The sequence below is a fragment of the Nitrosopumilus adriaticus genome (genome assembly GCF_000956175.1).
Classification (GTDB): domain Archaea; phylum Thermoproteota; class Nitrososphaeria; order Nitrososphaerales; family Nitrosopumilaceae; genus Nitrosopumilus; species Nitrosopumilus adriaticus.
The window spans coordinates 209800-236024 of sequence record NZ_CP011070.1; the positions used below are offsets into that span (position 1 = coordinate 209800).

The following is a 26225-nucleotide window of genomic DNA, read 5'->3' on the forward strand; positions in this document are numbered from 1 at the left end:
TGCCTAGTAATGTTTTTTCCAGTTGCTCATGCCGATGTTTTCATACCTGATTCTGAATATTCTGGTTATTATGATTATGAAGGAATTTACACTGTTGTTGGTAATGTTAAAAATCAAAATGATTTTGCATTAATTCCAACGATTACAATATCAGTTATTGACGATGAAACAAAAATTACTAAGACACTTAACCACGTTCCAATTCCTCCAATGACTGATATTCCATTCAAACTAAAATTTCCAGAGATCAATAGTAAAAATCCTGATCTATTAAAAGCAGAATTAAAATATGTAAAGACTGAAAAATCTCTCATTCCTATACAAATTATCTATGATAAAACTTTGATAACTCATGATGATGGTCATGTCACTGGGAGAATCAAAAACATTGGAAATCAAACTGTATACGATCCCAAAATCTTTGCAATTGTACATGGATATGAAAAATACATCTTAGATGTAGCCCAAAATATTGAACGTATTGAAAAAATTGAACCAGGAGAAATTCTAAACTTTACAATATATCCTGATCCATCTGTTTCTGAACCTGTTCGCTTTTACTCTTGTTTTGCACCAGTTGATACTACAGTAATTCCTGTTACTGCAAAAAAAGATGGAGGTGACTATGATTTTAGATATGATTCAGGAGCTTGGTATTCTGCTGCAAAATTTGATGAAACAGGAACTACACTAAGCATCAAAGGATACAATAGCTATCCATTAGAAACATATGCAAACTTTGAACTTCCACCTATTTCAGGAGATGAAAAATTTTCTGTAACCCTAAATGATGAGCCTGTAGAATTTATTCAAAGCATAGATGAGATGGGATTTTGGCATGTAGCATTCAAAGTTGGACCAACATCACAAGGAGTTTTGAAAATTTCTGGCTTTGAGAAAGGATTGCCTCCAGAATTACCAAAAATCCCACAATGGATCAAAGTAAATACAGAATGGTGGATTACAAACCAAATCTCTGATTTAGAATTTCTTGAAGGAATAGATTTTTTGTTTGAAAAACAAATTATTTCAGTTCCTGAACGAGATGTGATTTCTGAATCTCAATGGAAAATTCCACAATGGGTAAAAGTCTCTGCTGAATGGTGGCAAGAAGAAAAAATATCTGATGATGATTTTTTAAATATAATTAAAAATCTTGTTCAAAGAAAAATTATTGTTGTGTAATTGGTACATTCGACGAATATTCCAGATCTATTTTATAAAAAAAATACAAATTAATTTCAATGCAAACAAAAACAAATGTACTAGTATTTTCACTAGCTGCAATTCTTTCTTTATCTGTTGTTGCAATGGGAGAACTTCCTCAAGCAATAGCAGACAAAGAACATGATGATGGTGAGAAAAAACTCAAATTCAAGAAAAAAGCAGATTTCACAGCTGACTGTGCTCAAGTTAATACTGGAGTGGGAACAGACTGGGGATGTAAAGCCTCATTTTGGCTTGACAAAAAAGGTGAAAATCTAAAGTACAAAATTCGTATCAACAATATGGATTTGACTGGATGGCAAACTATTGACGATGTTACCGATAATGTTGGAAAAGTTCATCTTCATACTGATGCTGATGGTCATGTCCTAAATGTATGGAAGGCACCTATAGAAGATGATGCCCAAATGAAAGCAATACCATCAAAGGGTATTCTAAAAGGCATCTATGACGATAGTGATGTTACATCTGATGAAGATGCAACAGCAGGTAACATTGGTCATCATGATACATCAAAACCACTAACTGCAAATCTTGATGATTTATGCAATGGTAGTTTTTTTGTTATGATTCATGAAGCTGCAGGTCCCGGTGTTCTAAAAGGATATCTTGATACAACAAAACAAGGCGAAAAAGCCTGTAACAAATTAGGTTTCTAAAACCTTTTTTTCTTTAGTTCATCCTACGAATGTACCAATTTTGTTTTTATCTATAATTTATCACCAGTATCACACAGGCCATAGTTAGGTGAGAAACAGTCGAGTCATCTAGTTTCTCATCTTATTTTTTTAAAAAAATTGAATAATCTTATTATACAAATTTCTATCAAACAAAATTACAAATGTTTCCATTAAGAGATGAGAATCCGACTGCACCTGGATTTCGGCCAACAGTAACTTATGGATTAATCATTATCAATGTTATAGTATTCTTTATCGAAGTCGCTTATACTGGTCAATTTTTTGACTTTACAAATCAAAATGCATTTAATTTGTTTTATAATTGGGGTGCCGTGCCAAGCTGCATTACAGGATCAAGTGTATTGAATATTGATTTTGGTTCTGGACCAATTAGTGTTTCATGTCCTCAAGAGCCCTATTTTTCTTTACTTAGCTCAACTTTCTTGCATGGTGGTTTGATGCATCTTGGAGGTAACATGTTGTTTTTGTGGATATTTGGTGATAATATCGAATACAAATTTGGAAAAATAAAATATCTTGGAATTTATTTAATGTGGGGAGTAACTGCTGGTTTAATTCACATTGCAGGAGATACTTCCAGTGCCATTCCTGCAGTTGGCGCATCAGGTGCAATCTCTGGAGTGTTAGGAGCATATCTGATAATTTTCCCAAGAGCTAAAATTCAGACGTTTCTAATGATGGGTTTCTTTTGGCGAATGCTGCATATTCAGGCTAAATGGTTCTTGCCTTTCTGGTTAGTTTTTCAAAATCTTTTACCATTCTTCATTGGAGGATTTGGTGTGGCAGGTGGTGGCGTAGCATATCTTGCTCACATTGGTGGATTTGTTGTAGGATTGGCAACAGGATATCTTTACAAAAAGACTCACAACTCAGAGTTTACTTATGGCACAAGATACGGATACAGACCAGATTATTGAACGAATAAATCTCCGAATCAATTTACAATTCTCATGCCGTTGATTACAGTATCAATGTATCCTGGTAGAACACAGGAACAAAAAGACGAGTATGCAAAAGCAATAACAAAATCTGCAGTAGAGATTCTAAAAACAAAAGAAAGTCACGTAATTGTTGTTTTTGAAGACAATCCTAAAGAAAATTGGTTTTTAGCAGGAAACCAACTTTAATTATTTTTAAAAATAATTGACTGGAAAGATTCCCCCAGTCAGGGATTGACATACACACTATGATCGGTTTGATTTTATTTATTCAAATTAGAATATGAAGAAAATGGTACATTTAGTGTTTGTACCAAGAGTTTATCCTTTTATTATGATTCAATTAATCAATTTCATGAAAGCTGCAGTTGTTCAATTCAAAGCATCAACTAACAAAGAAGATAATCTCAAAAAAATTGTTTCATATATTGAAAAAGCAGCTGCAAAAAATGCAACACTATGCGCATTTCCAGAATTTATGATGTTTTACACAAACTCTTCTCAGACTCCAAAACAACTTGCAAGTTTATCTGAGATGATTAATGGAAATTTTGTAACAACAATCGCAAATGCTGCAAAAAAAAATAATATCCAAGTTGTAGGCTCTTTTTATGAAAAGAGCAGAATAAAAGATCGTGTATATGACACTTCATTTGTTGTTGACAAATCAGGCAAAGTTATTTCTAAATATAGAAAAATTCATCTCTATGATGCATTAGGATTTAGAGAATCAGATAAAATGGCCTCAGGCTCTAAAATTGCAAAGCCTGTAAAGACTGATCTTGGAAAAATTGGAATGATGATCTGTTATGATTTAAGATTCCCAGAGATGTCAAGATCTTTAGCTGTTGCAGGCTCTGAGGTATTGATTGCACCATCAGCTTGGGTTAAGGGTCACATGAAAGAGGAACACTGGATTACAATTAACAAAACACGTGCAATAGAGAACGGCTGCTATGTCATTGCACCTGATCAAGTCGGAAATATCTATTGTGGAAGAAGTTTAGTAGTTGATCCATATGGAAAAATCTTACTTGATATGAAAAAGAATCAAGGAATAGGTTTTGTAAAGATTGACTTGAACAAGGTAAAACAAGTACGAAAAGATTTACCGTTACTTAAAAACAGAAGACCCGATGTTTATCCTACTTTGAAGGCTTGACTAGTCTGCTTTCACAATTAAAATTTGAGCATTGTTTAGTCCATTTTTGATTTCTTGAATATCGAAAAATTATCATAGGCCATCTGCAAACATCGCATGGACTTTTTGTTGCCCTTAGTCTTGCTTTTTGTAATAGTGGGGAAGAGGCCTTACATCCGCCATAAAAGTTAGAACAACCCATGAATCTTTTTCTTGTGGTTCTGGATCTGATTACCATTAGTTCCCCAAGATTGCACTGAGGGCATGATACAAGTCCGTTTTTTGGGGAATTTGTTCCAAGAATGATGTATTTTTTCTCTTTTGATGACCAAGAAAGGTATCCATTTGAATCCAAATACTGTATGATCTCTTTTTTGAAGATGCTAGTTTTTGACTTTGTAGTTTTTGCTATGTGTCTAACAACTGGTTTCTTGACCTGAACAGTTCTAGTTGATGATCTCTTTGATGTCTTCTTCAATGATGAATTTACTAAAACGATTTTTATAGGGACTTGGGTCAGTGACATTTGTGGAAAAGGTTTGCGTTCTTGGTGCTGGTAGTACCAAATATGGAAAATTATCTGAAAGTATAGCTGATATCACTACTCAGGCATCAGTTGCAGCCATAGATAGCGCAGGTATTTCACCAAAAGACATCAAAGCATCTTACATTTCTAACGTCTTTGGTGTTGCTGACAAACAGGTCCATATCGGTCCTGTCTTAATGAGTAGATTGGGAATTCCAGATAAACCATCATTAACAATAGAGTCTGCATGTGGAAGTGGCTCTGTATCTTTTAGAGAAGCATACGCAAATGTTGCAGCCGGATTTTATGATTGTCTTTTAGTTACTGGAGTTGAAAAAGTAACTCACACGGGAACTGAATGGACAACAACTTACTTTGCATATTGTTCTGACTTTTTCTATGAAGGTCAAGCTGGTGCATCATTTCCTGGATTGTTTGCATCAATGGCAAGAGCATATCTCAATGAGTTTAATGCAACTGAAGAAGACTTTGCAGCAGTTGCAGTAAAGAATCATGACAACGGTGTTCTTAATCCAAAAGCTCACATGCAAAAGAAAATTACAATTGAAGATGTAATGAATTCTGCAGTGGTTGCTAGTCCTCTAAAACTTTATGATTGCTGCCCATTCTCTGATGGTGCAAGTTCTGTTATTCTTTGTTCTGAAAAGTTTGCAAAAGAACATGGTGGTGACTATGTTGAGGTAATTGGTTCTGGAAGAGGTGGTTCACCTGCAGCATTGCAAGGACGTGAACACATGACAACTATTCCAAGTACAAAGATTGCAGCAGCAGACGCATACAAAATGGCAGGAATTACAGCAAAGGATGTTGACTTTGCAGAAGTTCATGATTGCTTTACAATTGCAGAAGTTGTTGACACTGAAGACTTGGGATTCTTTGAGAAAGGAAAAGGTATTCAAGCTGTTCGTGAAGGTAGAACAAAATTAAATTCTGACATTTCTATTAATCCATCAGGTGGTCTAAAATCAAAAGGACATCCAATTGGTGCAACAGGTGTTGGACAAGTAGTAGAAGTATTTGATCAACTAACCGGAAAAGCTGGTGCAAGAACTGTTAAAGATGCAAAAATTGGTTTAACTCATAACTTTGGCGCAACAGGTGCAAGTTGTGCAGTTCACGTATTCCAAAGTGTGTAACATGACTATTGAAGAACAATTAATTGAATATGCCAAACAAGGCAAACTTGTAACTCACAAATGCACTAAATGTGGCTATCTTCATTTGTCAACTGCATATTATTGCCTAAAATGTGGCAGCCAAGGATTTGAGGATGTAGTTTTAGATGGTGCAGGCACAATTGCCACATACACCATAATTACTGTGGCCCCTGCAGGCTTTGAAAAATACACACCATATGCCTTTGTTGTGATGAAACTTGATGATTCTGATTTGAGAATTTCTGGATTTATGGCAGGAATTGCAACCCCTGAAGATCTTCCAATTGGAACTAAAGCCAAAATTACTGGTTTTGAAGATGGTTGTGGAATCATCATCAAAAAGCAGTAAAATTATTTGTTTGAATTATTAAAAAAAATCAGAACTGATTCTTAATTATTTTGTATTTCTGATCATCATCATGTCTGTTGAAATTACATGTGGTAAATGTGGGGAAAAGATCACAAATATGAAAATGCTAAAATCTCTAAAAGATGTTATGAATCCAACTAATGGAAAATGTCCATCATGTGGACAGAAACTTTCGACATCAGAGTTCTCACTTGATGTTCAAGAAAAATGATCTAAAAAGATCTAAGACGATCATTTTTTTAGATTTTTTTAAAAAAATAGCCATCCGAGTTTCAAATTATTTATCTGCAAATTATAAAACTGATCCAAAATGTTCAGAAATGATCTCGACACAAGTCTTATTTACTCCTTAGTCAAGAAAAAAAACATGAAAATGAGTGATGAGGATTTAGAATTAGATATTGATGTTGGCTTAGATGAAGACGATGACGATGATTTGGAATTAGAATCTGATCTGGACTCTGACTCTTCACCAAAGAGAAGCGGTATTTTACAATCTACATCAAAACGTGTCAGAATGATCTTCTCTGTAATGGCCAGTCCAAACAGAATTGATATTCTTAGAATCTTAAATTCTAAAGGACCATTAACTTATTCAGAGTTAAAATCTCTGGCAGGATTCAAGTCCAAAAAAGAGAGTGGAAAATTTGCATACCACTTGAGAAAATTACTAAGACAATCACTTGTTGCATTAAACAAATCTGAAAGACGATACACCATTACAAATCTTGGAAAACTTGTTTTGAGTTTGGCAAGGCAAATCGAAGAAAGATCAATTATTGAAAGTGGAAAAATGTATGTTAGAACATCACATCAATCAATTGAGGAATTTAATTCACACAAAATTATTCAATCACTGGTTCGTGAAGGAAGTCTCCCACTGGAGCTTGCACAAAAAATAACTGAAGAGGTTGAAAATAGAATTTACAAATATCAGACTACCTACCTTACAGGCTCACTTATCAGAGAAATGGTAAATTCTGTTCTCCTTGAGCACGGTCATGAGGAATACAGGAACAAACTTGCACGCCTAGGCCTGCCTGTGTATGATGTACAGGAGATGATCTCTAATTTAGATAATGTAGATAACGGTGCTGAAGGGCTTCTCTTTAACACAGGACAAAAAGTATTTGCTGAGCATTTACTTACAAACATCCTGCCAAAAGATGTAGCAGACTCTCATCTTTCTGGAGACTTGCATATCACGAATCCTGGAATTTGGTCTATGATTCCTGATACAATATTTGTAAACGTAAAAGAATTAATCGAAGATGGAATTAATCTTGGCGGAAAATATCTTGATGTATCAAGAATTCCTGCATCAAAACAACTTGACGAGATTACAAGCTCATTATCAATTGTTATAGCTCTTCTTTCAAAAGAGGCTTCACAAGAAGTTGTAATTGATGGTTTGGTGCAATTATTCACAAAACATTCAAAGTCACTTCCAGAACTAGAACAAAAACTCACAGATGCATTTGCAACAGCATCTACAACTGCCAAATATAACAAAACAAGTACAAAGGTTTCAATTAGATTGCAATTGGGAACTGATACAAAAATAATTAATTCAATTATTAATGCATACAAAAATTACACAAAGATTACACCTATTCCAAAAATTGGTTTGATAATTGATGCTGAGAAGGGAAAAATCACTGATGTTTCAGAATCAATAGCTGAAATAATTTCTATTGGCGGACACGTAATGTTTGCAAAGGGTCAAACTTCTAGCTCTGGTGTTACAAACGGATCTACAAAAATTACAGCTCCACTTTCAATAAACTTGGAATCCGTTTCAATCAATCTTCCAAGACTTGCATTTGAATCAAACAAAGATGAAACTTACTTTAGAGCAAGACTTGCATTGTTAATGAAACCTGCATTAGCATCTATGGCATTAAGAAAGAAAGAGATCTCAGATCTTACAAGAAGAGGACTGAATCCAATCCTTGCAAAGAATACGCAATACATGCAAAGAAGTTCTGTTTCACTTGTTGTAAATCTGGTAGGACTCAAAGAATCTGTCTTTAACATACTTGGATTCCAAGATAACAAAGAAGGACGTGATATTCTTCATAAGGTGATTGAAACCGCAGTTGATGTTGGAGCCAAAAAAGGCAAAGAGCTAGGTGATACTGTTGCAATCTGTATGACTGAAACTGAAGCATCCATCCGTTTTGCTACTCTGGATGGAGAAAAATATGGCAAAAATTCTGCCTTAAATTCAATGGAGGGTGACTCTTATTCCCAAGGAATAGTCATTAATGCCTCTGAAATTGCCAATCTTACTAACAAAAGTGAGCCTATAGCAGAGGCAAACAAGCTCTCAAAAATTCTAAGTGGGGGATTACTGGTCACTTTACAAATTGATAGTGATGCAAAGGTTGCAGATATCAAAAAAGCACTAGAGAAAACATCGTCCCTTACAACTTCTTTCAAGCCTGTAAGAAAAATTGCAATATGTGGTGAATGTGGATTCAAGGATGAGCCATTTGAGGACAAGTGTCCAAAGTGCAAGTCTCCATATGTTGTCTGAAATTCGTAAATGAAAAACTAGTTACGATCATTTTTCAAATCTTTTAGATCAGAATCCGATGTGGCGATCTTCGTAGTTACTGTGAAAGTTATGCCAGTATGAAATTCATAGTAGCGGTGTTAAAAAAATTGACTCATTAACGTGACGAGATCAAAACTTTTCGAGCACACAAGTTATATCCACATTGTTTCTAAGCATGGAGGGGAGATTATAATGGACAATTCACAAATTGAAAATACGATCAGTGAGATCCGTAAGCGCAGTGGCGCAGTAACGGCTTTCAATCAAAATAAAATTTCAAATGCCATTTTTCGGGCATTGGCCGCCACCTCTAAAGCCGATCGTGGTATGGCAGATCAACTAGCAGAAAATGTAGTAAACAAACTAGTTGAACAAGGATTTACAAGCAGTAGGACGCCTACTGTTGAGGATATCCAGGATATTGTAGAATCTACTTTAATTGATAGTGGAAATAGCGATATTGCAAAAGCTTACATCGTTTACAGACATGAGCGAAGAAAATTAAGGGAAGAGAAAATGAAGGTCTTGAATCTAAAGACGCTTGATCCTGTTTCCAAAAAGTTTGATTTGAATTGTCTTAGAGTTCTAGCATCAAGATATCTATTCAGAAATTCAAAAAATGAAATTATTGAATCACCAACTCAAATGTTTGAGCGTGTTGCAATTCTGGTAGGAATCGGTGATATTCTATATGATTCACAAGTATTTGATAAATCCGGAAATATCAAACAAGATGTAGAAGAAGCAAACTCTTATCTTGAAAAACTAGATGCCTTTGATTATAAATTCAAAGTAGGAAATTATTTCTTCAACAAGTGGCATTTTAGATCTTTAATCAACCACTACGTGACTCTTGCAAACAAAGGTCAAATGAAGGTGAGCTTCAAAGATCTTTTGACATTACTTGCAGGAAAGAAGCTTGATAGTTATGCAGACAAAATCACTGAATACTTTGATTTGATGGTTGCACAAGACTTTCTACCAAATTCACCAACAATGATGAATGCAGGAGGAAGACTAGGCCAACTATCTGCATGCTTTGTACTTGGAATGGAAGATGGAATGGAGCAAATCATGAAATCAACCTCTGATGCAGCATTAATCTTCAAGTCAGGTGGCGGTGTAGGAATAAACTATTCTGATCTTCGTGAAGAAGGCGATATTGTCGCATCCACTTCAGGAGTTGCATCAGGACCAGTATCCTTCATGAATATCATCAATACTGTGACTGAGGTAGTCAAACAAGGTGGAAAAAGACGAGGTGCAAACATGGGAATTATTGAAGCATGGCATCCAGATGTTGAAAAATTCATCACAAACAAAACAGAACCAGGCATTTTAGAGAACTTTAACGTCAGTGTTGGTATCTGGGAAGACTTTTGGCATGCACTGGTAAATACTTCTGATGGCAACTATGTTTTACGTAGTCCACGTGATAAAAAACCCGTAAAAGAAATCAATGCACACCAGCTAATTGATCTGATTGCACTTTCTGCATGGAAGAGCGCAGAACCAGGTTTGATCTTCTTTGATCAAATCAACAAATACAATGTATTTGCAAAAGCAAGAAAAGCACCACTAAGGGCAACAAACCCATGTGGTGAACAAAGTCTCTATCCATACGAGTCATGCAATCTAGGTTCTATCAATTTGGTAAATCTTGTAAAGAGACAAGCCGATGGAACTTATGAATTTGATTGGCAAAGATATGAAGAAACAATACGAAAGACAACACGATTCTTAGATAACATCATTGATGTCAACACATATCCAGTTCCAGAAATTAATGTAGCATCAAAAGAATCTAGACGTATTGGACTTGGAGTGATGGGAGTAGCTGATCTCTTGTACAAACTAAAGATCCCATACAATTCCCAAGAAGGATATGAACTACAATCAAAACTATCTGAAGCCCTTACGTACTATTCAATGGAGGAAAGTGTAGCACTTGCTAAATCTCGTGGTGAATTCCCGCTATGTTCTAAAACAGAATATCCAGAGGGTAAGATTCCTATTTCAGGATACTATGAGAAACCAAAATCAACCCATTCTTATGAATGGGATCCACTGATTGATAAAATCAAAAAACATGGAATCCGAAATGTCTTGACTACAACTGTAGCTCCAACTGGAACACTCTCAATGATTGCAGACTGTTCAAACGGAATGGAGCCTGCATTTGCTCTTGTATTTGAGAAGAGAGTAACTGTTGGAAGATTCTTCTATACTAACAAGATTCTAGAAGAAGCTCTCAAAGAAGCTGGTCTTTACAATGATGAAATTCTTGAAAAGATTGCAGACAACTATGGTTCATTGAAAGGATTAGATGAAATTCCTCAATGGATGCAGGATGTCTTTGTTACAGCAATGGATATACACTGGGCTGATCACCTTATGGCTCAAGGTGTATGGCAAGACTGGATTGGAAATGCAATTGCAAAAACAATCAACATGCCATATGATGTAACAGTAGAAGATGTAAAATCTGCATATCTGCTTGCACATGAAATAGGACTAAAAGGAATGACTGTTTATCGTGACGGTTCCAGACACAAACAAGTCCTTCACATGACAAGTGAGAATGCAACAAAGATCTTTGAGGTATCACCAAGTCCATACATGACTGCGTTTGTGACTGAAAATATCACAAATCCTTACATCAAATCCCAAGTCAATGCATCACTTGCATTAAAAGTTCATGACGAAGAAATCGCAATGGAGCCTCTAAAACATGAAGAGGTTTCAGAGGATCGTCTATGTCCAACATGTAAAAATGCCCTAGTCTTTGTAGAAGGTTGCAGTATTTGCATTGAATGTGGATACAGTGGTTGTACTTCTGGATAGATAACAGAATCACAACTTTTTTACTTCCTTTTTCATTTTGAGTTCATGTGGACAAGAAACTTGTAGGCATAATTGCAGGCATAGCAGTAATAATTGCAATTGGACTATCAGTTTTAGCAATACCAAACTCTGAAATCACCCCACAAAAAACTAATGAAAAAATTGGTCTTGTAATTAATTCCCCAAATCAATCAGTTACCCTACAAAGTTTAGATCAAATTTACTCCGAAGCTGCAAGCTCTGGAATTGGAAGAAGCAATGTGTATCTTTTTTGGAATTTAGTTGAACCAGTACGGGGAGAATTTGATTGGCAGCAATCAGACGCATTGATGAGTTTTAATAAAAAAAATAATCTCAAAGTTACTCTTTACTTTTCTGTTATTAATGGTGAAACTCTGGGACCCTTCCCAAGTTGGATTGGAAAGCCACCAATTATCTCAATTGGAGAAGACAGAGTTGTCAGTGTACTTGATGCAATATTATCAAGATATGATATCATTGATACTGTGATTCTTTCAGGACAGACAGAATCTCAATTTAGATTTAATGAGCAAAACATTCCTGTTTACAAGGAATTATTCAATGGAGTATATGAGAAAACTAAAGAAAAACATCCTGATGTCAAGATTGGAAATTCATTTGCCCTACATCAAGTAATGAATAAAAATCTGCGATATATTGTGACTGATTTGGCAGTTGGTGATTTTGTTGCGTTCTCCTACTCTCCAGTCGATACTCTAAATGACATTGTAAAAACTCCTCAGGAAGCAAAAGAAGATCTACAACAGGTATTTGATTTGGCAGGAGATAAAAAAGTAGGAATTTTTGAACTTAGCTGGAGTACCTCTGATTTTGTTGGAGGAAATTCTACTGAACAAACAGAATTTTTAAAAAAATCATTTGAATTTTACACTGAAAATGAATCTGAATTAGAATTTTTTACCTGGTACAGGCAATATGATAGACCTGATGGAACATGCCTATTTGAAGAACACGAAATTGGTGAGGACAAATTAACAGTTGGAGGTTCTGGATTTGGAAGCAGTGAGCATGTAATTGAGAGATTAAATCAGTATATCTGCAGCGCAGGATTGATCAATAGTGATGGTACGCCAAAATCTGGTTGGACTGAATTTAAAAACCAAATTGAAATGACTAACTAAAATGATTTCTTTAGTTATATCAGAATCATCATTAGAACTTGTACCTTATGAACTGCAAGACCACCCTTCAGTAATTTCCCATGCAAGAAAACTTGGCAAACATCCTTCAGAAATCTTACTAGATAATTCATGGCATTTTGCGGCTATGAAAGGAATTGAAAACGAAATGAAGAGAGGAAGACCTGATTTAGTACATTTTTCAATACTTGAGGCGACTACAATCCCATTATACCTTCAAAATAAAATAAAAATTTACATTCATACCGTTGATGACAAAGTAATTTACTTTGGTCAAAATGTTCACATTCCTAAATCTTATCACAGATTTGAAGGAGTAATTGAAAAACTCTATCACGATAAAAAAATTAAAGCAAATAATGAAGTATTATTAGAAATTAAAGAAAAAACATTTTCGGAATTGATTGATGAAATTAACCCATCCAAAGTAATTGGTTTTTCTACAAAAGGAAAATCTAGTACATATGAAAAAATTGCATCTGAGATAACAGACAATTCTTGTATTGTTATTGGTGGATTCCAAAAGGGGCATTTTTCTGATTTTGTTGAAAACAAAATTACTGAAATGTATTCTATTGGTAATGAATCATTTGAAGGTCATGTTGTAGTTGCCAGATTACTTTATGAGTGCGAAAAAACCATTTTTATGTAGGAACTGAAATTTTCATTCTGTTGCAGTCATAGTATAGCCTGGTTAGTATTCGGGGTTTCCAACCCTGTGACGCGGGTTCGAATCCCGCTGACTGCATTTTTACATTATAATGAGAACTAATTTTTAGGTGCAATTTCAGAAAGTAATGTGAAATCTGCTGTACGAAAAATCGCAATGGAGAGAATGCAAATTCTTATAGAAAATGCAATAACTAATGCAAAAACAAACCCAAAGCTTTCTGAGCGTCAAGCATATCTTGCTCGAAGAATAAGTACTAGACACAAAATTCGAATGCCTTATGAACTAAGGATGGTTTTCTGCAAAAAATGCAAGTCATTTATTGCTCCTGGAATAAATTCTAGAATTAGACTTGGTAGAGCATCTGTAAAATCAATTAGAATTTCATGCAATCTGTGTGGACATACATATCGTAAAATTATATCTACGCATATTTGAAAAGTTGTTCATTAAACCATTTTTTCTATATTTTAGGATAATTTCATATTTACTTCTAAAATAATTTCTAAAAAAATAAACTGCCATTAATATACAATTTGAAATGAATTATTGTATGAAAATTAAAACCAAACTTTTTGTAGGATTTTTGTTAATAGGATGTTTTATTGGGACAATGGGATTTACTTCCATTTTTCAATTACAGAAAACTTCTGAACATCTTAATTTATTGGATGACAATCTGGAGACTCTAAAGAAATCTGAAAAATTACTGTTACATGCAAATAAAATACAATATTATGATGAAATATTAACTCAATCTGCTCGAAATTATGCATTTACTGGAGATGAGAAATGGGAGAAAAGATATTTCGAAATAGAACCATTGTTGTCCGAAGAATTATCCAAAGCATTAGACTTGGGAAATAATATTGAAAAAGCTTTTTTTACTTCCGTAAATGATGCTAATTCCAATCTCGTAAATCTAGAATTAAAAGCAATTGAATCTGTCAAAAATGGAAATTTGAAAAATTCTGTTTCAATTTTAGAATCTCAAGAATATAAGAATAACAAAGAAATTTATCAAAAAAATCTAATGAAATATCTTGAAAATAGAAACTTAGAACATCAATCAATTGTAGAAGAATCAACTACTGATGTGGATTCGTCTCTAGAACTTATTTTTAAGGATATTATATTTGGTATTTCATTACTTGGAATATCCATAGCTATAACAGTTACAGGTTTCCTTGTTTTAGGTTATTTCTTTTCACAATCTATTCTAAAACCCCTACGAAAACTTGAAAATGCATCCCAACAAATTATTGATGGTAATTTAGATGTAAAAACTGAAATTTACTCAAAAGATGAAATTGGCGAATTATCCAGATCTTTTGAATTTATGTTAAATCATTTAAAGAAAACTACTGATATTGAAACTCAATTATCTTTACAACAAAATTTAAGAAAAGCATTAGATGAATCTTCAATTGTAAGTATAATTGATAAAAATGGAAAAATCAAATATGCTAATGACAAATTCTGTAAAGTTTCAAAATATTCAAAAGAAGAATTAATTGGCCAACGACAAGATCTTCTGAGATCCACTAAAATTCATCCTCCTAGTTTCTATGCAGATTTATGGAGTACAATTTCCAAGGGAAAAATTTGGCATGGTGAAATTTGTAATACTGCAAAAGATGGAACTTTATTTTGGAATGACACAACTGTAATCCCATTTGTAAATAAAGATGGAAAAATTTTTGAATATGTTTCAGTCAGAAATGATATTACTCAACAAAAAAATCTCACTCAACAATTACTTCATGCAGAAAGACTTGGCGCAATTGGGGAATTATCATCTAGAATGTCTCATGATATACGAAACCCTCTTTCAATCATACAAAATGAATTTGAGTTACTAAAACGAAAAAACATTCTTGATGAAAAGCAAATAGAAAGAGTTTCCACTTCGATAAATAGAATAACTCATCAACTTAATGATGTATTGGATTATCTAAGAGACACTCCATTAGAATCACAAAAATTCAATCTTTCAAATCTTTTAAGTAAAGTTTTATCTTCATCGGAAATTCCTTCTGGAGTAAAAATCAAAACATCCGGTGATGAAATTTTTATGATTGGTGATGAAAATAAAATGAATATTGTTTTGATCAATCTAATTTACAATGCTATTCAAGCAGTTGAAGATGCTGGCGAAATTGACGTTTCGATGGAGAAAACTAGCACGGAAATAATAATCAAAGTAACAGATTCTGGTCCTGGAATTACCATTAAGCCACTTGAAAAAGTATTTGAACCATTAATCACATCAAAGCAAAAAGGAACAGGATTAGGACTTGCAAGTGTAAAAAATATCATAACTCAGCATAATGGAACTATTTCTGTAAAAAATAATCCTACTACATTTATAATTAAAATTCCACAAAAAGAAGAGAATGACAACAGTAGTAATAGTTGATGATGAAGTTGCATTAACTGAATTATTTTCTGATTTGTTTGAATTGGAAAATATTGATGTTGTAGCAGTAGGATATGATGGTAAACAAGCTGTGGAATTGTGTTCAAAGCATACCCCTGATTATCTTCTATTAGATTTGTCAATGCCTGAATTTGATGGATTTTATGCCCTTGAAAAATTACAAAATTCTACTACAAAGATAATTGTTACAACTGGATTAGTTGAAGAAAACATTTTGAATCAATTAAATCAATTTCCAATACTATCAATACAAAACAAGCCTGTTAATTTTGATGAAGTTTTGAAAGTTATGGCTCCGATCTGAGAATTTCATGCTAAATTATCTTGAATTAACTGGACACATTACCTCAATGATTTATAAGACGATTATCGATTTTTGCACTTTATGGCAAAGGTATACGATGTACCAGCAGATGTGTTGATAAAAAGACTAGCAGAAATTCTAAAGAATGAAGATATTCCTGCACCTACTTGGATTCCATTTGTAAAAACTGGCGCTCATGCTGATAAACCCCCACAAGAGAGAGACTGGTGGTATACTAGATGTGCCTCAATAATGAGAAAAATTTACTTTCATGGCCCAATTGGAATTAATGAATTAAGAAAAGATTATGGCGGCGGTAAACCCTCTGGATATGGTGCTGCTCATCACAAAGATGCAGGTGGCGCAATTATTCGAAATGCTATTCAAGGATTAGAAAAACTTGGTTATTTAGAAAAAGTTGAGAAGAAAGGTAGAATCATTTCTAAAAATGGGATGCAAAAACTAGATAGACTGGCTACTGAAATCCTCAAAGAACTAATTGTTGTAAATCCTCAATTGAAAGTTTACACATAGATTCAAAATGAGTTTCCCAGAATCTAATGAAGAACCTCCTTACGATAATAAGAATAAAGAATTATCTGAACAAAAAGAACAGATTCTAAAACGAATTCTTTCACCTGAAGCCAGATTGAGACTAAACAATATCAAAATGGTAAAATCAGAATTATCTGATCTAGTTGAACAGTATCTGATCGGAATGGCAACCCAAGGTAAACTTCCAGGACAAATATCTGATGATCAACTCAAGCAAATATTGCTATCAATTCAGCAACCAAAACGTGATTTTAAGATAAATCGCGTTTAATCCAGAAAAAATATAATTATAGGTAGTGTGTGGCTTATTTCATGAAAGCAGTAGTATACAATGAATATGCACCAGATGATAATTATGCTAAAATCCTTAAAGTCCAGGATATAGATGAACCAAAACCAAAAGCAGATGAGGTAATTTTTACCAATAAAGCATCTGCCCTTAATTATAATGATATTTGGGGAATGAGAGGAGTGCCAGTTGCAGTTCCACTTCCACATGTTTCAGGTTCAGATGTAGCTGGAGATGTTATTGCAGTAGGAGAAGATGTACAAAATTTCAAAGTTGGAGACAGGGTAGTTTCTCATTCAAATCTCTCATGTAGAGTTTGTAAAGCATGTACTGATGGACGAGAATTTGATTGTGTGAAAAGACAAGTTTGGGGTTTCCAAACTGGACCACTTTGGGGTGCATATTCTGAACAAATTCATTTACCAGAAGTCAATGTTTCAAAAATCCCTGATAGTGTCTCATATGAAGATGCAGCAGCAGCTTCAATGACCCTTCTAACTTCATGGCACATGTTAGTTGGTAGAGCTAACATTACTCCAGGTCAAACAGTACTCGTAATGGGTGGTGGTTCTGGAGTTGGAAGCTTTGCAATTCAAATTGCAAAATTATACAACTGTGATGTAATTGCAACTGCTAGTCCTGACAAATTAGATAAATGTCTAGAACTGGGCGCAGATCATGCTGTAGATCATAGAAAAGACGATTGGCAAAAAGAAGTCTTTAAGATTTCTAAAGAAATTTCAAAAACAAAAGGTGAAGCACCTGGAATTGATATTGCATTTGATCATATTGGTCAAACTCACTTCAACAAACAACTAACCTTACTCAAGTATGGTGCAACACTAGTATCATGTGGTGCAACAACAGGTTATGACGCACAAATAGATCTTAGACACATATTCTTCAAAGGAATTAACGTCTTAGGTTCAACACAAGGAACAAAAGCTGAACTTGATCAAGGTCTTTACTGGATGGGTCAAGGAAAACTAAAATCCATAGTTGACTCCGTTTACACATTTGAACAAGCCGCAGAGGCTCACACAAAAATGTTAGACGGTAAATTCTTTGGCAAAATCTTACTAAAGCCCGAAGGCGCTTAGTCATTTAATGACTCAGCTTTTTCGTAGTTTAATTTTTGTACCTGGGAATAATCCCAGATTCTTAGAAAAAGCTAAAGGCCTTCAAGCTGACATTGTTTGTTTTGATTTAGAAGATTCAGTTCCAGACAATGAAAAAACTAATGCACGAAATCTTATCAAATCTGCATTAAAGTCACGAAAATCATACAAGTCTTCAATTTTTGTGCGTACAAATTCACCTACCTCAGGAAAAATCCCCTCCGACCTCAAAGAAGTAGTTCAAAAAGGAATCGATGGAATTGTAATTCCTAAAGTGAATAATGTAAAAGAAATGCAAAAAATTGAAACGGTACTCTCTAAATTAGAAAAATCAAGAAAACTAAAACCAATACAACTTATTCCTTCTATTGAATCTGCAGAAGGTGTTGTTAATACGTATAACATTGCCTCTTTTGGAAAAAGAGTATCTGCTGTAGTCTTTGGAGTTTTTGATCTTCTCAATGATTTAGGTGTTGAATATACTAAAGAAGCAAATGGGGCTACTTATTCTAGAACAAAAATACCTGTAGATGCAAATGCAGCAGGAGTTGCAGTAATAGATGCTATTTGGCAAGACCTCAAAGATTCTAAAGGATTTGAAAAAGATTGTAAACTTGGCAAAAGTCTAGGATATTCAGGAAAAAGTATCATACACCCAGATCAAATTTCTGTGGTACACAAATTATTTCATCCAAATAAAAGTGAAATTTTGTGGGCTGAAAAAGTTTGCAAAGTCTATCTTGAATCAACAAAGAAAGGCAAAGGGGCTACTACTGTTGATGGAAAAATGATAGATGAGGTTCATTTTAAACAAGCCAAATCTCTTCTTGAATTAGTAAAGTGATTGCTCTCATGTATTTATTGCATCAAAAATTGATTTCATACTAGTACTTTTTTCCATCATTTTCTGAGATACGATTCCATTAACGATAGTTTTCCCTTTTTTTATTTCTAAATTAATTTCTTGAAAAACACATTGAAGCTTTGATATTTTTTTACTTTCACTCAATATTTTACCAGTTTCAATAATTAATCCATTGATAATCATATTTTCAATTTTTCTATATCCTGATGTTTTGGGAGCTTTAGATTCTTTCAATATTTGTGGAATCGTAAATTCTTTTTCTAAAAGAGTTGTAATAATACATCTAGAATCATTCTCTCCAAAAAATCCCAATATTAAATCTGACAAATTAGAATCCAATATGGTCACAAAATATTTCCCGTCCATTTTTTTATTTTAAGGATTTTATCAATACACTCTCTTTCAAATTTATTGACATCAAGATTTGAATTTTTTTTTAGAACAGAAGTAAATTTTTGAAAATGTTCAATTGATAGCTTTATTGACATCCCATGCTCTAAAAATAATTCACGCTCTACTTTACTAAGAAGTTCTAAATCCAACTCTTTCTTAATTTCAGATGATAATGCATTAGAAATTAATCTATCAATTCCTCCCATATGGAAATTCTAAATTATGGAAAATATTAAAGCACTCCTTTTTTTACTATCATAGATGTCAAAATCAGTAATTGTCATTGATGATGATGAAGATACAGTTAGACTATTCAGTGAATTTCTTGAAGAAAACGGAATTGATGTCATTGGAAATGGATTTAATGGAAGCACAGCCGTTAAACTATTCAAAGAAACAAAACCTGATGTTGTTCTAATAGATCTTAACATGCCTAACGGCAGTGGCTTCTATGCAATCAAAAAAATTCAAGATATTGATCCTAAAGCACGAATAATCGCTGTTTCTGCAGATAGTGATTACACTACTGAGGAAAAACTAGAAAAGCTAAACATACCTCTTATTCAGAAACCATTCAAAATGGACAAAGTAATTTCTATTATTCAAGACTGATCCCACTTTTGGAACATTTCACATAGTCTTATATTGAAAAATTCATAAAAATTTTCAAATGAGTAAACGTGTTACAATCATGATTGATGAAGATCTTGATAAGAAACTACGACTTCGTCAAGCAAAATTGATTCAACAGGAGCAATCATCTTACAGTTATTCCAAAGTATTGAATGAAACGCTTCGAAAAGTTCTAAAATAATTCCATTCTTACTTGCGTTTTTCTATTTTTCTACTCAGAATAGGTTAAAGATAATGGAATTTTATTATAATATTGTAAAATGATTGATCTTTTAGATCCTACAAATGTGATTACTAGGATGTTTAATGCAGGAAAATACGAGGAAATGTACAATTATTGCAAAAATCTCTTAGAAAAAGCCCCTGATGACATGGTAGCACTTCAGAATATTTCACTGTCTCTGATTTATCTAAAAAAATACGAGGAAACAATTGAGTATTGCGATAGAGTTTTACAAATTAAAAATTCTGATACATATGCATTAAAAAATAAGATCTATGCTCTTGAAAATTTACAGCAATATGAACAAGTTTTAGAATTATGCAAACAAATTCTTTCTACAAATCCCAAAGATGTATGGGCACTAAACACTATGGGCTTATCACTCAATGAATTAAATCGACACCAAAATGCACTTGAATGTTATGAAACTTCACTATTGATTGATCCAAATGATGTGACAGCCTTGATGAATAAAGCCATATCTCTTAGCCATCTTGGAAATTACCAAGATGCAATTGAGTTTTATGATAAGGCCCAAGTAATTGATCCAAATCTTAAAGAAATTCCACGTGCAAAATCTAGATTATTTGAAAAATTAGGAATGCAAGATGATGCATTTTTAGCTGCACAAGGTGTTTTAAACAAAGATATGGCAAAAATTAAAAATGATGCTAATGAAAACGGTTCTACTGTATTTCATCAATTTTGTGAAGATGAATTCAATGAATATAATTCAAAATAATTGCTGCAAATAACATCTAAATCATTTTATACGTATATCAAATAGTTTACTTTGATGTTTACTGGAATTGTTGAAGGAGTTGGTAAAGTTGAAAAGATTTCAAAAAATACCAAAAATCGAAGCGCTATCGAGATGACTGTGAATCTTGGAAAACATTCCAAGGGATTAAAAATTGGTCAGAGCGTTGCTTTGAATGGTGTTTGTCTTACTGCTACAAAATTATCTAAATCTAGTTGTATTTTTGAAATGATTGAAGAGACTACGAAAAAAACAGATCTTGGTAATCTAAAAGTCGGTGGAATTGTAAATATTGAACGCAGCTTAAAGGCAGGTGAGAGACTTGAAGGTCATTTTGTTTTAGGCCATGTTGATGGTGTCGGTATAATTAAAAAAATTATGAAAAAACCGAAAGAAGTTCAAGTTTGGTTTGAAGTTCCAAAAAAATCATCAAAATATGTTGTGAAAAAAGGTTCTATTGCAGTAGATGGTATTAGTCTAACAGTTGTCGATATCAAAAATACCCTAGCATCAGTTTCATTAATTCCCCACACAATTGAGATCACAAATTTTCATACAAAAAAAATTGGCGATAAAGTTAATATTGAAACTGATATTCTTGGAAAATACATTTTAAAATAAAGCCAGCAATTTACCAGTTTAGTGGTAATTACCAATTTTTTAGTAAACTTTATAATTAGATTACCGGCATTTTTTCATATGTCTCTTGAATCAGCACTGCAATCTCTAAAGCGTGGTGAATTTGTGCTATTATTTGATTCAGCTGGAAGAGAAAATGAAATAGATATGGTAGTAGCTGCTGAATTTGTTACTCCTGAGCATGTAGCAAGAATGCGTCAACATGCTGGTGGATTACTGTGTATTGCAATTGATAATAATTTTGCAAAATCCCTTGACTTAAAATACATGCATGACATCCTTGCTGATTCTTCAATTTCAAATAAAGAAATGATTATGGGTTTGGCACCATATGGTGATCATCCAACATTTTCATTATCCATTAATCATTATCAAACTTATACCGGAATTACTGATAAAGACAGGTCATTAACAATTAGAGAAATGGCAAATATCTTTAATGTTGAAAACAAACAGAAAAAATTTGCTTCATCATTTAAAACTCCAGGACATGTCCCGCTATTGATTGCGTCTAAAGGATTATTAGCTGCACGACAAGGACATACTGAAATGTCAGTTTATCTTGCTCAAGTTGCAGGTTTGACACCTGTTACAGCAATTTGTGAAATGATGGATGCTGAAACATATTCTGCATTATCCGTGGATAAGGCAGAAAAATTTGCCAAACAAAATGGGATTCCATTAATTGATGGAAAAGAACTTTTAGAATACGCCAAGGTGCATTAGTTTTGAATATTGCAATAGTAGTTTCGGAATTCAATGAGGAAGTGACATCTAGGATGCTTGCAGTAGCTCAAGAAAAAGCAACTTTTCTAAAGTTGAAAATATTACATACATGCACTGTTCCTGGTGCTTACGATATGCCTATAATTGTAGATTCGTTATTGCAAAAAAATGATGTAGATGCAGTAGTTACTTTGGGTGCCATAATTAAAGGACAAACAAAACATGATGAAGTAATATCACATTCTGCTGCTCAGGCTTTAACCTCATTATCAATTAAATATCAGAAACCCGTCTCTTTAGGAATTTCTGGTCCTGGAATGCAGGAAAGGCATGCCTATGCTAGGATAAGACCAGTCGCAGAAAGGGCTGTAGAAGCTGTTGTAAAAATTTCTAATGAATTAAAGAGGATTGAATAATGATTCAACTTAGTATACTCAAAATTACTGGATATGGTCCTTGGACCTTAACATTGGGGAGTGATAGAGAGCATGAACTACAAATGCTTCAGGCATCACTCTACAAAGAAGTGCAGAAACTATTTTCTGAAAAAAACTGCCTGGTTTTTCTTAATCGAGCAGATGAATTCTTTGTAGTTTCTAATGGACTGGGTTTAGTTGAGCATCTTGAAATTCAAAAAACACTGGAAAAATCATTTGATATTAGATTGGATGTTTCAATTGGGTTTGGAGACTCTCCTTTTGATGCAAATTTGAAAGCCTATGATGGAAAGAAAAATAAAATTATTCTAAATGACGAGCATAAAATTTTTGGATTTGTTAAAAATTCATCTGATTCAAAAGTTACAATAATGCATTTAGATGTAGATGATCTTTCCTCACGTAGAAAAAGTAATTCACCATATGAGATAACCACAATAATTTTTGATTTATTTTCCAAAATGTCGCAATATTTTCTTGAAAAAAACTCTCTTACAATTTTTATGGGTGGGGATAATTTCATGGTAGTTGCAAGTGAAGATGGAAAAAATTCGGTACAGAAATTCATTAACATGATAAAAGAAAATGATGAAATTTCTTTGAATTGTGGAATAGGAACTGCTCGTACTAGTAGGGAAGCCGTAAAACTAGCCACAAAATCCCTTGATACTATACGTGAAATTCGAGATTCAGGAAAGGAAAAACCTGAAGTTTATGAATTATCATGTTAATAAAAAATATCAGTATATTACAAGGATCAGAATTAGATTTTGTCTTAAGAACTAATGTAAAAATTGAAAATAATAATTTCAAAAAAATTCAATCAAAAATTCAACCCGATACAAATGAGGAATCTATAGACGGAGAAGGTCTTTTATTAATTCCAGGTTTCATTAATGCACATACACACATTGGTGATTCTATTGGAAAAGACTTTACACTCAATAGTTCGGTAGATGAAAAAATTCATCCTGTTTTTGGAGCTAAATCAAGAATTCTAAAAAATACCTCACAAGAAAATTTATCAAATTTTATGAAAAATACATGTCATTCAATGCTTCGAAAAGGAATAACTACATTTGTAGATTTTCGAGAGGGTGGATTAGATGGAGTAATTTTACTCAAAAAAGTACTATCTGATATCCCCATACGCTCAATAATTTTAGGAAGACTGGAATTTTATCAAAAATCAACTGAAATTAAAAAAAATCAGCCCTTCCCAGTAAACAAACTTGCAGATCTTGATGCACTTCTCAAACAATGTGATGGAATTGGTGTTAGCGGGGCTAATGAGAATAGTACTTTAGTTTTAGACCAATACTCTAAAACAACAAAACTTAGAGCCATTCACGCCTCAGAAACTGAGCAAAGTGTTTCAACATCAAAGAAAGTCACAGGAAAATCTGAAACAATTAGAGCATTATCTATGAAACCTCATTTTTTGGTTCATATGACATTTGCCTCAAAAAGTGATCTACACAGTACTGCAAAAAAAACTCAGGGAATAGTTATTTGTCCCAGAGCAAACTCTTCGCTTGCCGAAGGTATTCCTGATATAGTATCGATGCAAAAAGCAGGATGTGTATTAGCATTAGGTACAGATAACGTCATGATAAATTCGCCAGACATGTTCAGAGAAATGGATTTTCTTTGGAAAGCAACTATGGGAATTCATAAGAAAAGAATTGAACCAAAAGAAATTCTTAAAATGGCTACAGTAAATGGAGGGAAAGTTTTGAAAAAAAATATTGGAATTATTGAAAGTGGAAAAATTGCTGATTGTATATTGATTGATAAACATGCTTTAGATTTAGAACCAATGCATAATCCACATGCATCTATTGTTCATAGAGCATCAGAATCAGCAATTAGAGCAGTAATGATTGGAGGGAAAATAGTGTATGGTAAAATCTAGACCACATGTAACTTTGAGTGCTGCAACATCCATTGATGGAAAAATTGCAACTGTCACAGGAGATTCAAAACTATCTTCAAAACAAGATAGTGTTAGATTACATAAACTAAGATCCCAAGTAGATGCAATACTTGTAGGAAAAAACACTGTTTTAGTTGATGATCCTATGTTGACAGTACGCCACACTAAAGGCAAAAATCCAATTAGAATCATTTTAGATTCTAAAGGTACTATATCTAAAAATTCAAAAATAATTCAAACATGTAACAAAATACCAACAATTGTAGCTGTATCACATCAAATTAGTAAATCAAATCTTGATAAACTAAAAAAATTCCCTATCGAAATAATTATGGTTGGAAGTAATTCTATTAATATCAAATTATTATTAAAAAAACTCTCAGATAAAAAAATCAAATCGGTTTTAGTTGAAGGAGGGGGAACCGTTAATTGGGAATTTATAAAATATGATCTTTTTGATGAACTGATTATCACCTTGTCCCCATTTCTGATTGGAGGAAAAAATGCCGTATCTCTTATTGATGGAAATGGGTTTAAAAAAATCTCAAATTCGCCAAATCTACGTCTTAAATCTATCAAGAGGCTCAAAAATCACCTAGTGTTGAATTATGCAAAAGTGTAAGTTATTATACTTTCTTTGAAATAAAATTACAAGAAATTGGCAGTAAAAAAGAAAGCTACAACAAAAAGAAAAGCTACACCAAAAAAGAAGGCTGCACCAAAAAAGAAGGCTGCACCAAAAAAGAAGGCTACTAAATCAAAAACAAAAAAACCAGCATTTGGCGGATATGCAATCAATTTTGCAGGTCGTAATGAGACTGTAGAACAAGTATTTGGCAAGAAACCAATTGCTCCAAGTGAAATGACCAAAAAGATTTGGGCATTTGTAAAATCAAAGAGCCTCTCTAATCGTTAAAATGATTTGTTAACGATTAATCGTTAACTAATTTCTATCTTTTAATTATTTTTTAAAATAAATAAGATATAGATATTGGATTTTCTTTAAAATTATTATGTCAACAGCATCATTACGATGCGATCATGATTTAATAGAAAAAGTAATCAAAGCAATGGAATCTACTATTCAATTATTAAATGATGGTAAACAAATTCCAGAATCAATTTTGCTTCCAGTAATTGATTTTTCAAAAAACTTTACTGACGTTTGTCATCATACTAAAGAAGAAAAATCATTGTTCCCTGCTTTAGAAAAAGCTGGAATGCCTAGTAATATGGGACCTATTGCAATGATGCTAATTGATCATCAACGATCAAGGGAAATTGGAACTGCAATGGAAGAGTCTGCAAAAGTGTATCTTTCATCAGGAGATTCTACAAAATTGATTAGTGATATGCAACAATATGTTGAACATGTCACAGAACATCTGTGGAAAGAAAATAATAGATTATTCATGATGGCAGAAGCACGATTACAATATGTTTCCAAAAAAGTGGATGATGAACTAAATGAAATTGAAAAAACTCAACTTACTGATTTGGGAAAATCTAGAGAACATTATGAGAAATTGGCTGACAATCTTTCGCATGATTTGTCAGAACAGGGTAGTTAG

Annotated in this window: 33 protein-coding genes and 1 tRNA gene; 31 read left to right on the forward strand and 3 right to left on the reverse strand. The window is 33.3% G+C overall.

What is annotated here, in order from left to right; all coding sequences use genetic code 11:
- Positions 1 to 9 precede the first annotated feature (9 nt).
- From NADRNF5_RS01180 to NADRNF5_RS01200, 5 genes are all read left to right on the forward strand, one after another.
- A complete protein-coding gene (locus tag NADRNF5_RS01180) occupies positions 10 to 1185 on the forward strand; it encodes a peptidase (protein WP_237089302.1) in 1176 nt (391 codons plus the stop codon).
- A gap of 59 nt (positions 1186 to 1244) precedes the next feature.
- Complete coding sequence (locus NADRNF5_RS01185) at positions 1245 to 1886, forward strand: CHRD domain-containing protein (RefSeq protein ID WP_048114845.1); 642 nt, start codon at positions 1245 to 1247, stop codon at positions 1884 to 1886.
- A gap of 182 nt (positions 1887 to 2068) precedes the next feature.
- Complete coding sequence (locus NADRNF5_RS01190; protein WP_048114846.1) at positions 2069 to 2845, forward strand: rhomboid family intramembrane serine protease; 777 nt, start codon at positions 2069 to 2071, stop codon at positions 2843 to 2845.
- A 33-nt stretch (positions 2846 to 2878) separates the two neighbouring features.
- The gene (locus NADRNF5_RS01195; protein ID WP_048114848.1) at positions 2879 to 3055 is read left to right on the forward strand and encodes a tautomerase family protein; all 177 of its coding nucleotides are present in this window, start codon (positions 2879 to 2881) and stop codon (positions 3053 to 3055) included.
- A gap of 166 nt (positions 3056 to 3221) precedes the next feature.
- Complete coding sequence (locus NADRNF5_RS01200; protein ID WP_048118693.1) at positions 3222 to 4028, forward strand: carbon-nitrogen hydrolase family protein; 807 nt, start codon at positions 3222 to 3224, stop codon at positions 4026 to 4028.
- Here the strand turns inward: NADRNF5_RS01200 and NADRNF5_RS01205 are convergent.
- Positions 4012 to 4533: a DNA topoisomerase gene (locus NADRNF5_RS01205; RefSeq protein ID WP_342399213.1), complete on the reverse strand. Its 522-nt coding sequence runs from the start codon at positions 4531 to 4533 to the stop codon at positions 4012 to 4014. The two genes, NADRNF5_RS01200 and NADRNF5_RS01205, sit on opposite strands and share 17 nt — an antisense overlap.
- Here NADRNF5_RS01205 and NADRNF5_RS01210 point away from each other — a divergent pair.
- From NADRNF5_RS01210 to NADRNF5_RS01275, 15 genes are all read left to right on the forward strand, one after another.
- Complete coding sequence (locus NADRNF5_RS01210) at positions 4527 to 5690, forward strand: thiolase domain-containing protein (protein WP_048114850.1); 1164 nt, start codon at positions 4527 to 4529, stop codon at positions 5688 to 5690. The genes NADRNF5_RS01205 and NADRNF5_RS01210 overlap by 7 nt on opposite strands.
- Before the next feature lies 1 nt (position 5691).
- Positions 5692 to 6060: a Zn-ribbon domain-containing OB-fold protein gene (locus tag NADRNF5_RS01215; RefSeq protein WP_048114852.1), complete on the forward strand. Its 369-nt coding sequence runs from the start codon at positions 5692 to 5694 to the stop codon at positions 6058 to 6060.
- 70 nt (positions 6061 to 6130) lie between these two features.
- Positions 6131 to 6292 (forward strand): hypothetical protein, encoded by a 162-nt coding sequence (locus tag NADRNF5_RS11225; protein ID WP_192828336.1) that lies wholly within the window; start codon positions 6131 to 6133, stop codon positions 6290 to 6292.
- A 156-nt stretch (positions 6293 to 6448) separates the two neighbouring features.
- Entirely contained in the window at positions 6449 to 8620 is a 2172-nt protein-coding gene (nrdD, locus tag NADRNF5_RS01220) for an anaerobic ribonucleoside-triphosphate reductase (RefSeq protein WP_048114854.1), read from the forward strand.
- A 213-nt stretch (positions 8621 to 8833) separates the two neighbouring features.
- Entirely contained in the window at positions 8834 to 11485 is a 2652-nt protein-coding gene (locus NADRNF5_RS01225; protein ID WP_048114856.1) for an adenosylcobalamin-dependent ribonucleoside-diphosphate reductase, read from the forward strand.
- Between the two features lie 47 nt (positions 11486 to 11532).
- Positions 11533 to 12648: a hypothetical protein gene (locus NADRNF5_RS01230; RefSeq protein WP_048114858.1), complete on the forward strand. Its 1116-nt coding sequence runs from the start codon at positions 11533 to 11535 to the stop codon at positions 12646 to 12648.
- Position 12649: 1 nt separating this feature from the next.
- Positions 12650 to 13318 carry a ribosome biogenesis protein gene (locus NADRNF5_RS01235; RefSeq protein ID WP_048114859.1) on the forward strand — a complete coding sequence of 223 codons (669 nt, stop codon included), beginning with the start codon at positions 12650 to 12652 and terminating at the stop codon, positions 13316 to 13318.
- A 22-nt stretch (positions 13319 to 13340) separates the two neighbouring features.
- Positions 13341 to 13414, forward strand: a tRNA-Gly gene (locus NADRNF5_RS01240).
- A gap of 87 nt (positions 13415 to 13501) precedes the next feature.
- Complete coding sequence (locus NADRNF5_RS01245; RefSeq protein WP_192828368.1) at positions 13502 to 13774, forward strand: ribonuclease P protein component 4; 273 nt, start codon at positions 13502 to 13504, stop codon at positions 13772 to 13774.
- Between the two features lie 115 nt (positions 13775 to 13889).
- On the forward strand, positions 13890 to 15755 hold the full coding sequence (locus NADRNF5_RS10635; protein ID WP_052661857.1) for an ATP-binding protein: 1866 nt from the start codon (positions 13890 to 13892) through the stop codon (positions 15753 to 15755).
- Complete coding sequence (locus NADRNF5_RS01255; protein ID WP_048114863.1) at positions 15733 to 16080, forward strand: response regulator; 348 nt, start codon at positions 15733 to 15735, stop codon at positions 16078 to 16080. The genes NADRNF5_RS10635 and NADRNF5_RS01255 overlap by 23 nt, the downstream gene beginning before the upstream one ends.
- 81 nt (positions 16081 to 16161) lie before the next feature.
- A complete protein-coding gene (locus NADRNF5_RS01260) occupies positions 16162 to 16614 on the forward strand; it encodes a 30S ribosomal protein S19e (RefSeq protein ID WP_048114865.1) in 453 nt (150 codons plus the stop codon).
- Positions 16615 to 16621: 7 nt separating this feature from the next.
- Positions 16622 to 16906 carry a DNA-binding protein gene (locus NADRNF5_RS01265; RefSeq protein WP_048114867.1) on the forward strand — a complete coding sequence of 95 codons (285 nt, stop codon included), beginning with the start codon at positions 16622 to 16624 and terminating at the stop codon, positions 16904 to 16906.
- A gap of 41 nt (positions 16907 to 16947) precedes the next feature.
- Entirely contained in the window at positions 16948 to 18024 is a 1077-nt protein-coding gene (locus NADRNF5_RS01270; protein WP_048114869.1) for a zinc-binding dehydrogenase, read from the forward strand.
- Between the two features lie 7 nt (positions 18025 to 18031).
- Positions 18032 to 18886 carry an HpcH/HpaI aldolase/citrate lyase family protein gene (locus NADRNF5_RS01275; protein ID WP_048114871.1) on the forward strand — a complete coding sequence of 285 codons (855 nt, stop codon included), beginning with the start codon at positions 18032 to 18034 and terminating at the stop codon, positions 18884 to 18886.
- A 6-nt stretch (positions 18887 to 18892) separates the two neighbouring features.
- On the opposite strand, the gene NADRNF5_RS11850 is transcribed toward NADRNF5_RS01275, so the two are convergent.
- Complete coding sequence (locus NADRNF5_RS11850; protein ID WP_342399214.1) at positions 18893 to 19234, reverse strand: hypothetical protein; 342 nt, start codon at positions 19232 to 19234, stop codon at positions 18893 to 18895.
- A gap of 17 nt (positions 19235 to 19251) precedes the next feature.
- On the reverse strand, positions 19252 to 19506 hold the full coding sequence (locus NADRNF5_RS11855; protein ID WP_342399215.1) for a hypothetical protein: 255 nt from the start codon (positions 19504 to 19506) through the stop codon (positions 19252 to 19254).
- Positions 19507 to 19561: 55 nt separating this feature from the next.
- On the opposite strand from NADRNF5_RS11855, the gene NADRNF5_RS01285 reads away from it, so the two are divergent.
- The 11 genes from NADRNF5_RS01285 to NADRNF5_RS01330 all read left to right on the forward strand — a co-directional run bounded on the left by NADRNF5_RS01285 (position 19562) and on the right by NADRNF5_RS01330 (position 26225).
- Positions 19562 to 19912, forward strand: coding sequence for a response regulator (locus NADRNF5_RS01285; RefSeq protein ID WP_048114873.1), 351 nt, complete (start codon positions 19562 to 19564; stop codon positions 19910 to 19912).
- A gap of 58 nt (positions 19913 to 19970) precedes the next feature.
- On the forward strand, positions 19971 to 20114 hold the full coding sequence (locus tag NADRNF5_RS11230; protein WP_179360687.1) for a hypothetical protein: 144 nt from the start codon (positions 19971 to 19973) through the stop codon (positions 20112 to 20114).
- 79 nt (positions 20115 to 20193) lie between these two features.
- Entirely contained in the window at positions 20194 to 20898 is a 705-nt protein-coding gene (locus NADRNF5_RS01290) for a tetratricopeptide repeat protein (protein WP_048114875.1), read from the forward strand.
- 54 nt (positions 20899 to 20952) lie between these two features.
- Positions 20953 to 21537: a riboflavin synthase gene (locus tag NADRNF5_RS01295; RefSeq protein WP_048114877.1), complete on the forward strand. Its 585-nt coding sequence runs from the start codon at positions 20953 to 20955 to the stop codon at positions 21535 to 21537.
- Positions 21538 to 21615: 78 nt separating this feature from the next.
- On the forward strand, positions 21616 to 22281 hold the full coding sequence (gene ribB, locus NADRNF5_RS01300) for a 3,4-dihydroxy-2-butanone-4-phosphate synthase (protein WP_048114879.1): 666 nt from the start codon (positions 21616 to 21618) through the stop codon (positions 22279 to 22281).
- Positions 22282 to 22283: 2 nt separating this feature from the next.
- On the forward strand, positions 22284 to 22697 hold the full coding sequence (gene ribH / locus NADRNF5_RS01305; protein WP_048114881.1) for a 6,7-dimethyl-8-ribityllumazine synthase: 414 nt from the start codon (positions 22284 to 22286) through the stop codon (positions 22695 to 22697).
- A complete protein-coding gene (locus tag NADRNF5_RS01310; protein WP_048114884.1) occupies positions 22697 to 23449 on the forward strand; it encodes a GTP cyclohydrolase IIa in 753 nt (250 codons plus the stop codon). Before ribH ends, NADRNF5_RS01310 begins: the two co-directional genes overlap by 1 nt.
- The gene (locus NADRNF5_RS01315; protein ID WP_048114886.1) at positions 23443 to 24633 is read left to right on the forward strand and encodes an amidohydrolase family protein; all 1191 of its coding nucleotides are present in this window, start codon (positions 23443 to 23445) and stop codon (positions 24631 to 24633) included. The genes NADRNF5_RS01310 and NADRNF5_RS01315 overlap by 7 nt, the downstream gene beginning before the upstream one ends.
- Positions 24620 to 25276: a 2,5-diamino-6-(ribosylamino)-4(3H)-pyrimidinone 5'-phosphate reductase gene (locus NADRNF5_RS01320; RefSeq protein ID WP_048114888.1), complete on the forward strand. Its 657-nt coding sequence runs from the start codon at positions 24620 to 24622 to the stop codon at positions 25274 to 25276. Before NADRNF5_RS01315 ends, NADRNF5_RS01320 begins: the two co-directional genes overlap by 14 nt.
- 36 nt (positions 25277 to 25312) lie before the next feature.
- The gene (locus NADRNF5_RS01325; RefSeq protein ID WP_048114893.1) at positions 25313 to 25570 is read left to right on the forward strand and encodes a hypothetical protein; all 258 of its coding nucleotides are present in this window, start codon (positions 25313 to 25315) and stop codon (positions 25568 to 25570) included.
- 97 nt (positions 25571 to 25667) lie between these two features.
- Entirely contained in the window at positions 25668 to 26225 is a 558-nt protein-coding gene (locus NADRNF5_RS01330; RefSeq protein WP_048114895.1) for a hemerythrin domain-containing protein, read from the forward strand.

Coding starts and splice junctions, on each gene's coding strand:
- NADRNF5_RS01180 (WP_237089302.1), top strand. CDS start 10: ATGTTTTTTCCAGTTGCTCATGCCGATGTTTTCATACCTGATTCTGAA.
- NADRNF5_RS01185 (WP_048114845.1), top strand. CDS start 1,245: ATGCAAACAAAAACAAATGTACTAGTATTTTCACTAGCTGCAATTCTT.
- NADRNF5_RS01190 (WP_048114846.1), top strand. CDS start 2,069: ATGTTTCCATTAAGAGATGAGAATCCGACTGCACCTGGATTTCGGCCA.
- NADRNF5_RS01195 (WP_048114848.1), top strand. CDS start 2,879: ATGCCGTTGATTACAGTATCAATGTATCCTGGTAGAACACAGGAACAA.
- NADRNF5_RS01200 (WP_048118693.1), top strand. CDS start 3,222: ATGAAAGCTGCAGTTGTTCAATTCAAAGCATCAACTAACAAAGAAGAT.
- NADRNF5_RS01205 (WP_342399213.1), bottom strand. CDS start 4,533: ATGTCACTGACCCAAGTCCCTATAAAAATCGTTTTAGTAAATTCATCA.
- NADRNF5_RS01215 (WP_048114852.1), top strand. CDS start 5,692: ATGACTATTGAAGAACAATTAATTGAATATGCCAAACAAGGCAAACTT.
- NADRNF5_RS11225 (WP_192828336.1), top strand. CDS start 6,131: ATGTCTGTTGAAATTACATGTGGTAAATGTGGGGAAAAGATCACAAAT.
- nrdD (WP_048114854.1), top strand. CDS start 6,449: ATGAAAATGAGTGATGAGGATTTAGAATTAGATATTGATGTTGGCTTA.
- NADRNF5_RS01225 (WP_048114856.1), top strand. CDS start 8,834: ATGGACAATTCACAAATTGAAAATACGATCAGTGAGATCCGTAAGCGC.
- NADRNF5_RS01235 (WP_048114859.1), top strand. CDS start 12,650: ATGATTTCTTTAGTTATATCAGAATCATCATTAGAACTTGTACCTTAT.
- NADRNF5_RS01245 (WP_192828368.1), top strand. CDS start 13,502: ATGCAAATTCTTATAGAAAATGCAATAACTAATGCAAAAACAAACCCA.
- NADRNF5_RS10635 (WP_052661857.1), top strand. CDS start 13,890: ATGAAAATTAAAACCAAACTTTTTGTAGGATTTTTGTTAATAGGATGT.
- NADRNF5_RS01255 (WP_048114863.1), top strand. CDS start 15,733: ATGACAACAGTAGTAATAGTTGATGATGAAGTTGCATTAACTGAATTA.
- NADRNF5_RS01260 (WP_048114865.1), top strand. CDS start 16,162: ATGGCAAAGGTATACGATGTACCAGCAGATGTGTTGATAAAAAGACTA.
- NADRNF5_RS01265 (WP_048114867.1), top strand. CDS start 16,622: ATGAGTTTCCCAGAATCTAATGAAGAACCTCCTTACGATAATAAGAAT.
- NADRNF5_RS01270 (WP_048114869.1), top strand. CDS start 16,948: ATGAAAGCAGTAGTATACAATGAATATGCACCAGATGATAATTATGCT.
- NADRNF5_RS01275 (WP_048114871.1), top strand. CDS start 18,032: ATGACTCAGCTTTTTCGTAGTTTAATTTTTGTACCTGGGAATAATCCC.
- NADRNF5_RS11855 (WP_342399215.1), bottom strand. CDS start 19,506: ATGGGAGGAATTGATAGATTAATTTCTAATGCATTATCATCTGAAATT.
- NADRNF5_RS01285 (WP_048114873.1), top strand. CDS start 19,562: ATGTCAAAATCAGTAATTGTCATTGATGATGATGAAGATACAGTTAGA.
- NADRNF5_RS11230 (WP_179360687.1), top strand. CDS start 19,971: ATGAGTAAACGTGTTACAATCATGATTGATGAAGATCTTGATAAGAAA.
- NADRNF5_RS01290 (WP_048114875.1), top strand. CDS start 20,194: ATGATTGATCTTTTAGATCCTACAAATGTGATTACTAGGATGTTTAAT.
- NADRNF5_RS01295 (WP_048114877.1), top strand. CDS start 20,953: ATGTTTACTGGAATTGTTGAAGGAGTTGGTAAAGTTGAAAAGATTTCA.
- ribB (WP_048114879.1), top strand. CDS start 21,616: ATGTCTCTTGAATCAGCACTGCAATCTCTAAAGCGTGGTGAATTTGTG.
- NADRNF5_RS01310 (WP_048114884.1), top strand. CDS start 22,697: ATGATTCAACTTAGTATACTCAAAATTACTGGATATGGTCCTTGGACC.
- NADRNF5_RS01315 (WP_048114886.1), top strand. CDS start 23,443: ATGTTAATAAAAAATATCAGTATATTACAAGGATCAGAATTAGATTTT.
- NADRNF5_RS01320 (WP_048114888.1), top strand. CDS start 24,620: ATGGTAAAATCTAGACCACATGTAACTTTGAGTGCTGCAACATCCATT.
- NADRNF5_RS01330 (WP_048114895.1), top strand. CDS start 25,668: ATGTCAACAGCATCATTACGATGCGATCATGATTTAATAGAAAAAGTA.